Origin of the sequence: Pseudoalteromonas sp. SR41-7, from assembly GCF_014163935.1 — a bacterium.
Classification (GTDB): Bacteria; Pseudomonadota; Gammaproteobacteria; order Enterobacterales; family Alteromonadaceae; genus Pseudoalteromonas; species Pseudoalteromonas distincta.
Genome location: NZ_JACJEF010000012.1, coordinates 18165 through 33533, shown reverse-complemented (window position 1 = coordinate 33533; position 15369 = coordinate 18165). Strand labels below are relative to the sequence as shown.

The 15369-nt window shown below is 41.8% G+C and carries 11 protein-coding genes; 2 read left to right on the top strand and 9 right to left on the bottom strand.

All coding sequences use genetic code 11. The features are described from left to right. From H5092_RS15310 to H5092_RS15270, 9 genes are all read right to left on the bottom strand, one after another. The gene (locus H5092_RS15310) at positions 1-522 is read right to left on the bottom strand and encodes a YcxB family protein (RefSeq protein WP_182696065.1); all 522 of its coding nucleotides are present in this window, start codon (positions 520-522) and stop codon (positions 1-3) included. A gap of 130 nt (positions 523-652) precedes the next feature. Further along, on the bottom strand, positions 653-1087 hold the full coding sequence (locus tag H5092_RS15305; protein ID WP_182696066.1) for a hypothetical protein: 435 nt from the start codon (positions 1085-1087) through the stop codon (positions 653-655). A gap of 293 nt (positions 1088-1380) precedes the next feature. Beyond that, the gene (locus H5092_RS15300; RefSeq protein ID WP_182733869.1) at positions 1381-2094 is read right to left on the bottom strand and encodes a hypothetical protein; all 714 of its coding nucleotides are present in this window, start codon (positions 2092-2094) and stop codon (positions 1381-1383) included. A 139-nt stretch (positions 2095-2233) separates the two neighbouring features. Further along, entirely contained in the window at positions 2234-4024 is a 1791-nt protein-coding gene (locus tag H5092_RS15295) for an alkaline phosphatase (RefSeq protein WP_182733866.1), read from the bottom strand. A gap of 11 nt (positions 4025-4035) precedes the next feature. Next, on the bottom strand, positions 4036-5625 hold the full coding sequence (locus tag H5092_RS15290; RefSeq protein ID WP_024595529.1) for an alkaline phosphatase: 1590 nt from the start codon (positions 5623-5625) through the stop codon (positions 4036-4038). Between the two features lie 209 nt (positions 5626-5834). Then, the gene (locus tag H5092_RS15285; protein WP_182733864.1) at positions 5835-8270 is read right to left on the bottom strand and encodes a TonB-dependent receptor; all 2436 of its coding nucleotides are present in this window, start codon (positions 8268-8270) and stop codon (positions 5835-5837) included. Positions 8271-8478: 208 nt separating this feature from the next. After that, positions 8479-10218 carry a solute:sodium symporter family transporter gene (locus tag H5092_RS15280; RefSeq protein ID WP_024594848.1) on the bottom strand — a complete coding sequence of 580 codons (1740 nt, stop codon included), beginning with the start codon at positions 10216-10218 and terminating at the stop codon, positions 8479-8481. Between the two features lie 102 nt (positions 10219-10320). Beyond that, a complete protein-coding gene (locus H5092_RS15275; protein ID WP_182733862.1) occupies positions 10321-12381 on the bottom strand; it encodes an alpha-xylosidase in 2061 nt (686 codons plus the stop codon). 107 nt (positions 12382-12488) lie between these two features. Beyond that, on the bottom strand, positions 12489-13256 hold the full coding sequence (locus H5092_RS15270) for a sulfite exporter TauE/SafE family protein (protein ID WP_310736017.1): 768 nt from the start codon (positions 13254-13256) through the stop codon (positions 12489-12491). Between the two features lie 180 nt (positions 13257-13436). On the opposite strand from H5092_RS15270, the gene H5092_RS15265 reads away from it, so the two are divergent. Together H5092_RS15265 and H5092_RS15260 are read left to right on the top strand one after the other, a co-directional pair. Continuing rightward, on the top strand, positions 13437-14186 hold the full coding sequence (locus H5092_RS15265; protein ID WP_182733860.1) for a GntR family transcriptional regulator: 750 nt from the start codon (positions 13437-13439) through the stop codon (positions 14184-14186). 215 nt (positions 14187-14401) lie between these two features. Continuing rightward, the gene (locus tag H5092_RS15260; protein ID WP_182733858.1) at positions 14402-15364 is read left to right on the top strand and encodes an aldo/keto reductase; all 963 of its coding nucleotides are present in this window, start codon (positions 14402-14404) and stop codon (positions 15362-15364) included. Positions 15365-15369: the final 5 nt, after the last annotated feature.

Sequence of the window (15369 nt, the reverse complement as noted above, 5' to 3'; positions counted from 1 at the left end):
CTAAATATGAGCTTTAATAAATGCTTTTAGTTCTTCTTTTTCGGCTTCGTTTGTAAATGTGCTAGCTGGGATTATTAAAGCCAATAACTTGTCTACAAATATATATAAATCGCCTTTATTTTCTTCCATTGCTTCAACGGCTTGCCATTTATAAAAGTAACTTCCAAGATGATTAGTCTCGCGAATGCCATCAGCTTGAAATTCAATTGTTTTATTGCCAATCATTACGCCATTTTCATTGGGGATTGATTGCTCTTTTAACTTATGATTATTGTATAAAAATACAATAATTAATATTAAAAATGGCACTGCTACAATTAACCCACTTGGCCAATGAAAGTCAGAAAGGCGAATAGACTCGACCTGAAAGATAGTCATAAAAACAACAGTTATTACAAACCAAACAATCACATTTTTTATAACTCCTGAGTCTTTTTTACCTTGAGGCGTACACAACCTTTTTATTGCAAAATCAGCATAGTCGGTATAATTCTTTTTAGTAACAGTGATAGATTTGATCATAAAAAATGAATCCTAACTTTGTTTAAACATAGCGAACTACTTAAGCTATATAAATATAAGACCAAACAAAACCCGAACAAACTATTTCAAGCGCTTTGATCGACGTTTAAAAATAATTTAATAATTCGATCTATTTTAGTGGTGGTGGGGGCGCGATGATCATTTCTGGTTGATTTGCTCTGAGTAACTCTTTTAAATTTAACTGTATTCTTTCACCACACATTACAATTCCTTTTTTGTCTTTTGTTGTTGAATAACCAAGTACTATATTTAATGAATCTAATCTCTCAGGATTAACTTGAAAAAATACCTTGTAATAACCTTCATAACTATTAGCTTCAGTAAAATCCAAGTCTGCTAATAAAGTATCTTTTATCACTACTGTAAATGACGTTAAATAATAGTCTTTAAATATCTCAGGTACGTAGACATCATAGCCAACAAAGTTACCTACGCTATAGTCTTCATTTATTTTTGCAAAAGAGGCTGATTGGCCTAGTTCATCATTGCCGCAGGCAAATAATAAGCTAGTCCATAAAAAACATATAACTAAAAGTACTCGCATTTAAGTTCCAATATAACAGCTTTGCTAATAAGTACTTTTTCAAGCGTCCCTATTGCGTGGACTTCTATTAGTATCAAATAGCGTAAGTTATTGCGAACTATAAATAATTAGCAGCAGGCGGTGCTTATTTATAAGATGAGGCGATTATTCGAAGTATTATTTAGGCGGAAGTATTTTAAATTCACTTTATTTTAGAGGCCGGTTGATAGCTCACCACAGCTTGCTGACTGAAGTATAAATTTACCCCCAACACAGCAAGCTCGTCCTACGCCACATTAAAACTCAACTAAAACCTAGTGGTGATGCCCGCCTTGAATAGCCTCGCCTTGCTGGTTATAAAACCCCGTTGCGCTGTGCTCTATAAAACCAAGGTTTATCATTTTAGCTAAAAACGGGTCGCTTTCGTTATCGCCAATGTCGGCGTAATCGGTGGTTTGAAAGCGATCCCACTGTGCAAATTGAGCAGTAATTAATGGCTTATCAGTGTTTACATTATTAAGGCTTAGCAATGTACTGGTTTGGTTTTTTTTATTACTGATACTAAATGTTTTAACTAATTTTGAATGCGTAAAAAAGGCGAGGTTAAAGTCGTTGCCATTTTCGCTCAGTGTATAGTTTTTTACTTCATCGCAGCCTTTGCCTTGGGTGCTTACTAGGGTCATTTTTTCGATTAGGTGGTTATCCACCAGCTGACTTTTAGCACTCCAGTTTTGTACGCCGCGTACCTCAGATGGTTGGTATTCAATACCGCGTTGCTGGGCGTTAAAGTAACGTATTGGTCGTATTTGATTATTGGCTAAGTGCTGCCAAAGCTCGGTTATTACTTCACTTTGATGCGCTACTTGCTGATTGTTTCGCCAAAGGGTAAGTGACTCGCTACTTTGCTGCGCTTTATGGCTGTTGGTAATTTTATAATCCGCTTTTAAATGCTTGGCATCAATATCACATTGCGAGGCAAAGCTACTTGTACTCACAAGCGTGGCAATTATTAATAACGCTTTTTTCATTTAGCTATCTCTTATTTATATTTCAAGTTTATGGCAATAACATAACGATTATAAATGTCAGTTTAATGACAAAAACCCCGCAAAGTAGGCGGGGTTTTTTATTTAGATATATTTAACTAAATTTATAACTAGGCGGTATTTATTGCGCTAGTTTTTCGTCTGCTGTTTTTACAAAGTCAGCGGCAAAGTCCATTACATGGAACAAAAAGCTTTGCTCGTTTGTGCCTGTTACCAAGTGTGCACCTGGGCCCATTGCATAAACGCCTACGTCTTCACCGGCATGTGTTTCTGAGCCCATTGGTACCAGTGCTTCTTGATGAAAACCAGGTGTTGTTGTATCAACATCTGTTAAATCAACACGCCCTGTAACCGGTGCAAAGGCGTAACCTGCATCGGCATCGGTCTCGCTACCTAGGTTTCTAAAGCCACCACCATTGGTGTAACCAACCGTTGTATAAGGCATATCGTCGGCAGCTAAGCTTGGCTCAGTAGCGCCTACTGCAACCACTTTACCTAAAATTGGGTTACCGCGTTTAGGGTAACCAGCAATGGTAAATACATGGCTGTGATCGGCAGTTACAACTATTAATGTTTCTTCTGGGTTGGTGTTTTCCATTGCCACTTTAACGGCTTTGGCAAGCTCAATAGTGTCGTTTAACGCGTTATAAGCGTTACCCGCATGATGCGCGTGGTCAATTCGACCCGACTCAACCGTTAAGAAAAAACCTTGCTCGTTGTTATCAAGTACGTTTATTGCTTTTTCGGTCATTTGTGAAAGCGAAGGCTCGCCTGCAACATCGTTTACGCGGTCAGCTTCGTACTGCATGTGGGATTCGTTAAATAAGCCAAACACTTTAGTGGCGTCGTCACTTATTGCATCAAAACCGGTTTGATCCATTACGTACGTGCCATTTGGATATTGCGTTTTCCACTCTGCGGTTAAGTCGCGGTTATCTGTACGATCCCCTTCAACAGCACTTACTGCATCGGCTGAATTAAACGCGGCATCTTTTGGTAAAAAGTGACGACGACCGCCGCCCATTACTACGTCAATACCGTCTACATCAACACCACTAAAGCGTGCTTCTAGGTTGGCTTCAAAGTTAACCAGTTGCGATGCAATGTCTTCACACGTTGCGGCACTTTCTGGCATATCGGAGATATCTTCCCAGTTACGCTCTGCCGATTTAGCATACGTTGCAGCGGGTGTTGCGTGAGTAATACGCGCTGTAGAAATAATCCCTGTTGCTTTGCCTGCAATTTCAGCAAGCTCTAATGAGGTAACTAGTTCGTGCCCTTTGCCTGATGCACAATTACCACGTTCAACCGCTTCATCTATACCTAAAACGCCCGCGTCGGTTTTAACACCCGATGCCATTGCGGTCATAGTGCCTGCCGAATCTGGCGTTTGCGCATCTACGTTGTATGTTTTTACAAAGCCCGAAAAAGGCATAGTTTCAAAGCTTAACTGGTGCTCTTCACCCATTTCGCCCTCTAACTGACCCGCTAAAATACGTGCTGCGGTTATGGTAGAAATACCCATACCATCGCCCACAAATAAAATAACGTTTTTAGCTTTGCCTGATTCAGTAACAATGTTGCTACTGGCTGTTTGTGCAGCACCTAATTTTGTTTGTGCTTCACTAAACCATGCATTACTAGTAAGCGAGGCTAATTGCTCGTTTGTGAGCGACGTTGCAGGTGCATTACACACTAAATTAGTTGAGTTAACTTCGTCGCTGTCTAGCACGTCGTTATTATTGGTATCTGCGCCTACTTGAGTCTCTACACCGCCATTAATGCACTGATCAGAGCCCACTGCAATAGCGTTATCTACTGCAATAATATTATTTTCATTTTTGTTATCGTCACTCGAGCAACCTGCTAGCGCGACCATTACTGCTAAAGAAAGTACTGTTAATTTGTTCATGTTAGCCGCCATTATTGCTGAGTTAGTTCAAGAGCTTGATTAATTAGATGAAACACTACGTTTTGTTCAATTACGCCTTGTGCTAGCTGAGCACCTGGACCTTTTGCATGCAGTGAAATATCTTCACCCGCGTGTGTTTCTGAGCCCATTGGTACAGTTGCTTCTTGGTGAAAACCTGGGGTCGTTGTATCAACGCCATTTAGCTCAACACGCCCTGCAACAGCAGCACTTGTGTAACTTGCATCCGCATCAGTCTCACTGCCCAAGTTTCTAAAACCTAAACCATTTGCGTAACCTACTGTGGTGTACGGCATATCGTCGGCGGCTAAGCTTGGTGTTGTTTCGCCTACTGCAACTACTTGACCTAAAATTGGATTACCACGCTTAGGGTAGCCGGCAATAGTAAATACATGGCTGTGATCAGCGGTTACTAAAATAAGGGTTTCTTCTGGATTGGTGTTATCTACCGCTGCTTGCACGGCTTTAGCAAACTCAATGGTGTCGTTAAGCGCGTTGTACGCATTACCCGCATGGTGCGCGTGGTCAATTCGACCCGACTCAACCGTTAAGAAAAATCCATTATCGTTTTTACCAAGCACTTCAATTGCTTTAGTGGTCATATCGGTAAGCGAAGGCTCGCCCGCTACATCATTTGCGCGGTCAGCTTCGTACTGCATGTGGGATTCGTTAAATAAACCAAATACTTTAGTTGCGTCATCTGCAATTGAATCAAAGCCTGTTTGATCCATTACGTACGTAGCATCTGGGTATTGTGTTTGCCACTCAGTTACTAGGTTGCGCTCGTCAGTACGGTCGCCTTCTATAGCGCTTACTGCGTCTGTTGAGTTAGCTGTTTCATCTTTTGGTAAAAAGTGACGACGACCGCCACCCATTACAAAATCAAGACCGTCTACGTCGGTCCCTACAAATCGTGCTTCTAGGTTTTTTTCAAAGTTAACCAGTTGCGATGCAATGTCTTCACAGCCACCCGTTACGGCATCTTCTGGCATATCTGATACGTCTTCCCAGTTACGGTCAGCCGATTTAGCATACGTGGCAGCAGGAGTTGCATGAGTAATACGTGCTGTAGAAATAATACCGGTAGATAGCCCTTTAATTTCAGCTAATTCGGTCGCGGTAATTAGCTCATTACCTGCTACTGTTGAACACACGCCGCGTTCAATATCTTCATCTACACCAATAACGCCCACATCGGTTTTTACACCCGAAATAATAGCCGTCATCGTGCCTGCTGAATCGGGCGTTTGAGCATCTACGTTATACGTTTTAACTTGTGCAGAGTATGGGAACTCTTCAAAGCTTAAATAACCTTCTTCGCCAGATTGGTTATTACGCTGCCCTTGCAAAATGCGCGCGGCAGTAAGAGTAGATATACCCATACCATCGCCCACAAATAAAATAACGTTTTTAGCTTTAGTGGCTTGTGTAGCCTGCGCTTGTGCTGTTTTTGTTGTTAGTTTAGTTTGCGCAGCGCTATACCAGCTGCTGTCTGTTTGGCTTTGCGGTAGTACATCAGCATGGCTCACTGCGCTAAACGTAAACGTTAGCGCGATTGCCGCAGCGACTTTTTTAATTTTCATCCGTAATTCCCATTGTTTAGTGGTTATTTTTTTGAAATGTGTAAACACAAAAAAGATCAACCGCTGCACTATAGAAAACAGATGTGACTGATAAAGGTAATTTTAATGAAAGTAAAATGACTAAACTATTACAAAGATAAGTCACAAAAAAAACGCAACGTGTAAAACGTTGCGCTTGTAGGGAAATTATTAAGAAAATTATTTAAATATTAAAAACGTGCTTTAAACGATACTCCAAAGTAGCGCTCAGCATCACGTGGTATTTGGTAACGGAAGTTATCGCCACTGTAGGTAGTTGCGTAGCTTTCATCTGTTAAGTTTTTAGCAATAAGCGACACTCTAAACGCGTCATCTTTAAACGATAAACCCACACTTGCGTTTAAAATACCGTAATCTGGTAACAAAGCGGCTGGGTTAAATTCGCCTACGTTGTCTGGTAGGTCTGAGTATTGCTCGTCGGTATAAATGTAAGAGCCATTTATATGTACGTTAAAGCCATGGTCGGTTTCAATAAAGTAGTCAGCCGTTAGTGAGTATTTTAAATCTGGCGAAAATGGTACATCTAAACCTGAACGGTCAGTACATGAACCTGCGGCTACCTCTGCCGGACAATTAAACTCGTCAATTTCAGCTTTAATGTAAGCAACACCACCGGTAAGGGTTAGCGACTCTGTTGCAGCCCACATAAAGTCAACTTCAACACCTTGTGTACTTACATCACCCGCATTGGTTAAGCGCGTAATACAAGTGCCGTCTGAACAGTCAAAGTTGTTAGCTTGAAAGCCTTCAATTTCGGTTCTAAAAAGAGCCATGTTAAATACAAATTCGCGGCTTGCGTATTTGTAGCCTATTTCATAAGCGTCAGACTCTTCAGGTGCTATTTCGCGACTATCGGTGTCTGGGTTAAAGTTATAATAAATATTAAAACCAGGGCCTTTGTAACCTTGCGAGTAAGTACCGTATACCATTTGACCATCGCCTAAATCGTATTGCATACCTAAACGACCCGATACGTTGGTTTCTTCGGCTTTGCCTTCATCATCTGTATTTAGTGTTGCTGGGCGCACGCCTACACCGGTGCGGCCATACACATCATTACTTACACGGCGATGCGTGTACGACACTTCATCGTCGGTGTAACGAATACCAAATAATACGCGTAAATCTTCAGATAAATCGTAAGTACCATCGGCAAAAGCGGCCCAGTTATTAAATTCTGTGCTCATAAAAGCAGTGGCCGATACAATATCGTTTGCGTTACAGCTAACACCTAGGCCTTGTGTATAACCATCTAGGTCGTTAAGTGCTGCATCAAGTTCAGCGCCCGATAAGTTATTTTGCGCGTAAAAAGCCATTGCGCTATCAAGTTGACCACCATTATTTTGACAACTAGCATCACGAGTAAAGTTACGTTGTGAATCCATGTTCCAATAAAATAAGCCAGCAACATAGTTAAATGGCCCAGCTAGGTTTGATGTAACTCTAAATTCTTGCGAAAACTGATCCCATTGCTGTGCACCTAAATCGTGTAATTGAAACGGCGCGTCAAATACCGGCTCGCTGCTGTCGCCAGCAATAGAGGTAAAGTCGCCTTCACGGTACTCTGTGTTATCCCACGAACGCTGCGCTGTAATTGAAGTATATGTATAGTCGCCAATTGTTTTATCAACCTGTACCGAAAACGCGCTATGTTCGTCAATTGTGCGCGACTCGTAATCGTGATCAACGCTGCGTTGGTCTAAATCAATATCGGCTACGCCATCAACAATACCGTTACTGTTTGGTACTGATTTTGAATCTGGATTACGGCCACTTGGTAGTGCTTCTAAGTCGGCACAACAATCATCGTCAGCGTTATAAAATTCAGCAATAAATTTTACGCTTAAGTCATCCTCTGGCTCGTATTTAAATACAGCACGTGCACCTTCACGGTCGTAACCGTTTACTTTTTCGTTGTTGTAAACGTTATCAATGTAACCGTCAAATTTACCTTTAAATACCGTTAGGCTTGCCGCTAGGTCGTCGGTTAAACCGCCGCTTATAACGCCTTTAAAACGGTATTCGTTATCTTGATAAAACGAGGTTTCTACGCTGCCTGTTGTGTCGTACGAGGGATCTTTTGTTGTTATGTTTACCACACCTGCTGAGGCGTTTTTACCAAACAATGTACCTTGTGGCCCGCGTAATACTTCAATGCGGTCTACGTCGTATAAATCGGCAAATGCTTGACCCGAGCGGCCAAGCACCACGCCATCAACAACAGTTGCTACACTTGGCTCGGCAGCAATACTAAATGAAATAGTACCAATACCGCGCACTGTTAGCGCTGAGTTACGGGTTGTGGTGCCTTTTCTAAAGCTAACTGAAGGGACAAGTGACTGTAAGCCTTCCATGTTATTAGTAAAAGCTGAATTAATTTGATCGCTATTAAGTACCGATACCGCAACAGGTACTTCGTTTAAACTTTGCGTTCTTTTTTGTGAAGTAACGACTATTTTTTCAAACGTATCGTTTTTAGCTGTTTCTGTTTTTTGTTGTTCTTGTTCGATTTGCTCTTGCTGCGCATGTACCTGCGCGCTAAGCGCTAAACCGGTTGTCATTGCTAACGTGACTGCCAAGCTTAAGACGGACTTTTTAGCTCTCATGTCATTCTCCATATTGTGCGTGTGTGCTGTGTGGTACCGCGCTAGCAATTGTGTGTGTTGCTAATAAAGCGGTGTCAGTGTGTGATACTTTCCTTAAAGCTCTTATATCTTATATAAGAGCTTTAAATTTAAACAAACTATCTTACTAATGCAAACATTATGTGAATTAAATGTGATTTAAGTTTGGTATACAGAATATAGCCGCAGGTTATGCGGCGTTTTTAGCACCAATACGCGCTAAGCTATTTTCGTAACTAACCTGCCAACGACGTACACTCCACCAGCTAAGCACTAAGGCTGTAGACCATACAGCAGCTAAACTTGGTACAAAGTACACACTGGTTCCACCAACCAATCCGAGTGGCGAAAATAATATATATAAGCTAACAATCAAGCTTACTAATACAATTGCGCAAGGTAATGCGTATTTCCAAGGGTTAAGGTCTACCTCAGCTTTGCGTGTAAATTGCCATGGTGTTTTAAGTGGTTTGTAGTAACCAATACCCAGCATTATCACCAATTCAATTAAGAACAAAATGGCGTAAATATGAATAAAGTTAATGTCTACATCCCATACAAATTTAAGCAAGGTGTAGGCAATAATATGGAATATAATCGCGACTTTAGCGCCCAGTGCAGGCACTTTTCGAGTAAACAAACCTACCAATACAATTGTGATGACCGGAATGTTGTAAAAGCCTGTAAACACACGAATTATGTGCCATAAACCTTCAGGTGCGAACATCAATAATGGCGCAGTTATAAACGACAATATGGCAATAACAATACTGGTAATTTTGGCTACTTTTATAAGTTGGCTGTCTGTTACCTTATTTTTTTTCATTGGTTTATAAACATCTAAGCAAAATAAGGTCGCCGCGCTGTTGAGCAATGAATTAAATGAGCTAAATACAGCACCTAGCAATACGGCCAAAAAGAAGCCAGATAAATACTGTGGAAGCACTTCTTTTACCAAATGTGGGTAAGCTAAATCGATAGTTGGCAGGCTTTCGTGTTTATAAAGATGGTAAGCAATAACGCCAGGGATCATCATCATAAACGGTACTAGCACTTTAAAGTACCCTGAAAACAACACCCCTTTTTGACCTTCAACTAAGTTTTTAGCGCCCAATGTACGCTGGATCACATACTGATTAGTGCCCCAATAAAACAAATTAGCTAAGATCATCCCTGTAAAAATAGTGCCAAATGGCACGGGATCATCGCTACTACCAATAGCATTGAGCTTTTCTGTGTCGGTGTTTACTAGGGTGCTTAACCCTTCTGAAAAACTACCATCACCCAATGCAATTAAGCCCAGTGTTGGTACTAAAATACCAATGATAAGTAACCCAACACCATTAATGGTATCTGAGACCGCAACCGCCTTTAAACCACCAAATACAGCATAAATAGCCCCAACTGAGCCCACTGTAATAATGGTCACAATTAGGCTTGATTGGTAGCTCATATTTAATAAGGTGGGTACATCAAAAAGTCTAAGTACGGCAATTGATCCTGAGTACAAAACAGAAGGGATCGTTATAAAACAATACCCTACCATAAATAAGATCACCGTCATGCGTCGTACGGTATCGTCAAAACGATCCCGTAAAAATTCAGGTAAGGTAGAAAACGCGCCCGCTAGATAACGAGGCAAAAAGATCAACGCCATAATGATGGTTGATACTCCTGCGGTTACTTCCCACGCCATTGAGCTTAGGTTGTAACCATAGGCTGAGCCATTAAGGCCAATTAGTTGCTCGGCCGATAAGTTAGTGAGGATCATTGACCCTGCTATAAATGTACCTGTTAACCCACGACCCGCTAAAAAGTAGCCATCTTGGGTGTTAACTTCCCCTTTGGTTTTTTGGTACGAGATATATCCCACCAGCGCCATAAACGCCAAGCACGATAGCAGTGTCATGGTAATGTTCATACCTTCCATCTTGCGCCCCCTTTAGCTTACTTTACTCGGTAAAAAGTAAGCTAATATCTTTATTATTGTGTGTTGTATGTGTGTTGTGTGTGTTTTTTATTAAGCCGAGTTTTATTTAGGCCATGCTGTTAATCGGCTCATGTCTTGTTCTGTGTGTTGAACCTCTGGGCCAAGCATTAGGCTGTCGCCTTCGCGTACAAATACTGCCATCTCTTCAAGTGCGAGTGTGTGCTCGTAGTACTTACTCCCTTCGTAAACTTGTTTATCGGGGAAGCGAATCCAACTGCCTTGCGGTAAGTAAAACTTAATTTTACCGTTTGGTACTACACACGGCACAACCAGTAATTTTTCACCGCACATAAATTGCTGATCAAAACTATGCGCCAGTACATCATCAGGAAATGCCAATGCCATGGCACGCTGAACCGGCAAGCCTGTTTGCTGCGCTTGCTCTGCACATGTTTGTAAGTACGGAATTAACTGGTAGCGTAATTTAAGAGCTGCAAATACCGCATCACTTGCTTGCTCGGTGTAAGACCACGGTTCGCGAGGACCAATACCGTGTAAGCGCATATGTGCGCTAAATACTGAAGCTTGTGCCCAGCGCACGTAAAGCTCTGCGTCGCGGGTGTCTTTGTAAAAACCACCAATGTCGGTTGCAAAAAATGGCCCACCCGACATACCCCACGCTAAACTGCCACGAATGCTTGCCGCTAAACCCTGCCAATCAGCTTGCGGGTCACCGCCCCACTGTGCAGGAAAACGTTGGCTGCCCGTCCATGCTGAACGGCTAAACAAAAATGGCCCAGTTTTACAGTATTTTTCGGCGGCCTCAAAAACGCAGCGGTTGTACAACATGCTGTAAACGTTGTGCAGCCTAATACCACTATCACCACTGTGAGATATCATATTGTCGTCTTCTAGCTGCTCGCCAAAATCCGCTTTTATCATATCTACGCCAAGCTCAAACAAAGGCTTATGCGATTCGAGCCAATATTCGTAAGCATCAGGGTGCGTAAAATCTAAAATACCCGACTCAGGTAGTGGCGTAAGTACTTCGCCAAATGGGCTTAAATCCCACTCGTATTGATACGCTTTACCTGTGCGTTTGTCTTTTATTAGCCAACCGTTTTCGGCCGCTTTAGCAAATAATGGGTTATTTACCGAGATCATCGGGTATTCCCACACACAAATTTTAAAATCCATCGCTTTTAGTTCATCAAGCACCGGTTTTGGGTCTGCGTAGCGTGCTGGGTCCCATTCAAAGGCAAAACGAGTGTCGGTGTCTTGCCATGCACGGCCATCAAGAGTAATTACATCGCACGGCATATTTTTAGCGCGTACTTCGCGGGCAACACTAAGTAATTCGTGAGCATCTTTGTAATACGCTTTTGATAAAATAACACCAAAGCTCCACTGCGGTGGTACCGGTGCAAAACCTGTTAGCTCGCAGTAACGGTTGATGCTTTGGGCTGGTGTTTGTTCTTGATATAAAAATACATCTAGCGCCTCATCTTCAACTAAACATACATATGCGCGTTGCGACCATAATGCATAACCTACACCATGGGTAACAGGCACGGCTGTATGTACAAATAAATTCCAGCCTTCTGGGCTCCATGCATACGGTGTGTTTTTATAAGACTTTTCGGCGTTAACGCCTAGCGCATCGTGGTTGTATGAACGAATAAGTTGGCCGCGTTTATCAAGCTTTCCCCATTTCTCGCCAAGACCATACACGGCCTCATCGTAGTTAAGCTCTAAGCTTAATATCCAGCCGTTATCAGTTTTAGCCAGTGGCGGTAAACGATGCTGGCGTACAAAGTGGCCATCGGTTGCTGATTGCTGCACTAGCTCATCGTTTTTATAAAGTTTGAAATGAAAAGGGTCGCAGTAAAACTCTAGGCGATATTCGCCACCACTTACACTGTAATCATTATTGTTTTTGCTAAGTGTGAGGGGGTATTCTGATGGGGTTGTGGTTAATATTCTAAACTGCTCGTCATGCGTGGTGCCTGCATTTAAACGTAAACCAAACTGGCTTATCGTTACGCTAATATCACCAAACTGAGTGGGCAAAACCAACACATTACCTTGTAACTTTGGCTGTGCGGTTAAGCGTGCTGGCTCTATTGCGTTCCAGTCTGGCTCACGTAATTCAAATGCATTCATGGGAGTTCCTTAACCAATTATTAGTCTTGTATAAGACACAAGTTAAATAATTGTAATCCCCATGTCAACGTAAATAAACTCAAGATGAATTATTTACGTCGCGATTTTTAAAATATCCCCGGCGCCGATGTTGCCACCAGCGATACACCACTTAGGCCAAGCAATACAATTGCTATAATACGTACCCATTTAGCGTCAACGTAAGGCGTTAATTTACGAGCAAAATGCGTAACTAGCAACACTAAAGGAATAGCCGCTGCAATTAAAAACATAATGTCGAGCCCAGGCAAAGTACCAAATAAAGCGATACCTACACGTACTAGCCCGCCAATAGTAAATACCGCTAATAACGTACTGCGAATAGCTTCAATAGACCAACTTTGCTTATAACACTGAAACACAAGCGGCGGCCCTGAGGTTGAAAACAACCCACCAAGTAACCCACTTACTCCACCGGCTATTAAAAATGAACGAGGACGACTTTGTTTATTTGCACGCTCGCGGCCAATCAGCATTAAAGCGCAGCAAAGCAAAATGCTTACACCTAAAGCAAAATTTAAATAGTGTGTTAAATGCGACGACATATACTCAAGTAGCACAAACCCTAACAGCATTAGTGGAATACCGGTATACAACATAAGTTTTAGCTCGGGTACTTTTACCGAACTGCGGTTTTTAACGACCACGGTTGTTGAATTAACTAACCCCAGCAAACTCACTAAAAATGTAGTTGCCGTAAGTGGTAATACATCAAGCAACGTAAAGCTTGCAACCACCAGTAACCCAAAGCCAAACCCGCTAAGAGTTTGCATTACAGTGGCAAGGCTTAGGCACAGCGCCATAAGCAAAATGAGTTCAAAAGATATACTGAGCACTTTTAATTCCCTAAGGGTGAGCTATTGTAGTGTAACGATTTGTTTTTAGGCATAATGTATATTTTGCGCCTATTAAACACTACAGCAGTAGTTCACGTTTAATTGAGCTAGCGCAAATATGCGTAAAAGGTTTCACCTATGCTATAACTACAGGTGGATTAAATTTAATGGTAAATAATAATGAGTAACTCTATGTTTGATCACAAATTAAGTGGCCCAAGCTTGGCTTTTCAACCACTTTACTTACAAGTGGCTGATTATATTAAACAGCTCATTGTTGAAAGACGTTGGGTACCTGGCGAAGCACTACCAAGCGAATTTCGCCTTGCTGAAGAATTTAACGTAAGCCAAGGTACAGTCCGTAAAGCACTAAACTTATTAACCGACAATAAAATAGTAACTCGTCGCCAAGGCGTTGGTACGTTTGTATCAGAGCATACTGCGCAAGATGCCTTATTTAGGTTTTTTCCGTTACAAGCAGACGGTAAAGGTGCCGATTTACCAAAGGCTGAACTGCTATCGGTTGAGCTTTGTGCAGCGCCAGTTGAAGTAATAGAAGCGTTACAACTCAATAAAAAAGACAAAGTTACCAAGCTTGTTCGTAGGCGCATTCTTAATAACGAATTTTGCATGAGCGAAACTATATACCTACCGCAAAGCTACTTTCCTGATATACATCAAAGCAGTGATATTCCGCATACATTGTACCATTACTATCAGACCAAATTTAACCAAACTGTACACAAAACCCAAGACAGTATTAAGGCCGTACTTGCTACAGTGGATGACGCCAAAATGCTTGCTATAAAAGCTGGCGATCCACTGCTGTTGGTATCACGCATTACCGAATCAATCGAAGGTAAACGTATTGAATACCGCCAAAGCAAATGCCGTAGCGATCATTACCACTATCAAATTGAACTTGATTAATTAAAAGCGTGTTTAGTGCTAAAAACCCACTTTAGCGCATAATAATTAAATATTTTTTAAAGGCAGCAAACGCTGCCTTTTTGCTGCCTGTAGGTTTTTTAACTGAACCATTTACTGCTTTGCTGTTAACACAGTATTGACACTGTTTGATTCGTATAATAACTTATGTCTTATACAAGACCTAAGTCATTATGCATTTTTAACAGGAATTCCCAATGAGTTCATTAAATAATATCCCTCCAGTAGGGTTCGGTTTATGGAAAGTCGCGCAAGAAGATTGTGCACAAACGGTATACCAAGCCATTAAGGCAGGTTACCGCCATCTTGATTGCGCATCAGACTACGGTAACGAAGAGCAAGTAGGCGATGGCATCGCCCAAGCAATAAACGATGGCTTATGTACCCGTGAAGAATTATGGGTAACATCAAAACTGTGGAATACCTTTCATGCACCAGAGCATGTTGGCCTCGCGATTGATAAAACACTGAGTGATTTAAAGCTAGATTACCTAGACTTATACCTAATTCATTTTCCGATTGCGCAAACATTTGTGCCAATAGAAACCCGCTATCCACCAGAGTGGTTAGTTGACCCTACGGCGCAAAACCCACAAATGGAGCTTGCAAAAGTGCCGCTATATTTAACGTGGCAAGCAATGGAAGAACAAGTACACAACAACAAAGCAAAACGCATTGGGGTATGTAATTACTCAAGCGCACTGCTTCACGATTTAATGACTTACGCAAATATCAAACCCGCTATGTTGCAAATTGAGTCGCACCCTTATTTAACGCAAGAGCGATTAGTAAGACTCGCAAAGCAGTACGATATTCCGGTTACTGCGTTTTCACCGCTGGGTGCGCTTTCATACCTTGAGCTAGAAATGGCTGATAAAGCTGAATCAGTTCTTGAGCAAAGTGTTGTTAAAGCGGCTGCACGCAATCATTGCAAAACGCCAGCACAAGTAGTTCTTCGCTGGGGCGTGCAACGCGGCACTGCCATTATTCCAAAAACCTCAAAACTTGAACGCATGAAAGAAAACCTCGCACTGTTTGATTTTGAATTAACAGAGCAAGAAATGGCGCAAATTTCTGCGCTTAACAGTAATCGCCGATTTAACGACCCTGGGCACTTTTGTGAAGCTGCCTTTAACCGTTTTCACCCAATTTACGATTAGGAATA

Bases quoted from the DNA above. Each gene is read 5' to 3' on its own strand.
- H5092_RS15305 (WP_182696066.1), bottom strand. From the start codon at position 1,087: ATGCGAGTACTTTTAGTTATATGTTTTTTATGGACTAGCTTATTATTT.
- H5092_RS15290 (WP_024595529.1), bottom strand. From the start codon at position 5,625: ATGAAAATTAAAAAAGTCGCTGCGGCAATCGCGCTAACGTTTACGTTT.
- H5092_RS15280 (WP_024594848.1), bottom strand. From the start codon at position 10,218: ATGGAAGGTATGAACATTACCATGACACTGCTATCGTGCTTGGCGTTT.
- H5092_RS15295 (WP_182733866.1), bottom strand. From the start codon at position 4,024: ATGAACAAATTAACAGTACTTTCTTTAGCAGTAATGGTCGCGCTAGCA.
- H5092_RS15300 (WP_182733869.1), bottom strand. From the start codon at position 2,094: ATGAAAAAAGCGTTATTAATAATTGCCACGCTTGTGAGTACAAGTAGC.
- H5092_RS15275 (WP_182733862.1), bottom strand. From the start codon at position 12,381: ATGAATGCATTTGAATTACGTGAGCCAGACTGGAACGCAATAGAGCCA.
- H5092_RS15285 (WP_182733864.1), bottom strand. From the start codon at position 8,270: ATGAGAGCTAAAAAGTCCGTCTTAAGCTTGGCAGTCACGTTAGCAATG.
- H5092_RS15265 (WP_182733860.1), top strand. From the start codon at position 13,437: ATGAGTAACTCTATGTTTGATCACAAATTAAGTGGCCCAAGCTTGGCT.
- H5092_RS15260 (WP_182733858.1), top strand. From the start codon at position 14,402: ATGAGTTCATTAAATAATATCCCTCCAGTAGGGTTCGGTTTATGGAAA.
- H5092_RS15310 (WP_182696065.1), bottom strand. From the start codon at position 522: ATGATCAAATCTATCACTGTTACTAAAAAGAATTATACCGACTATGCT.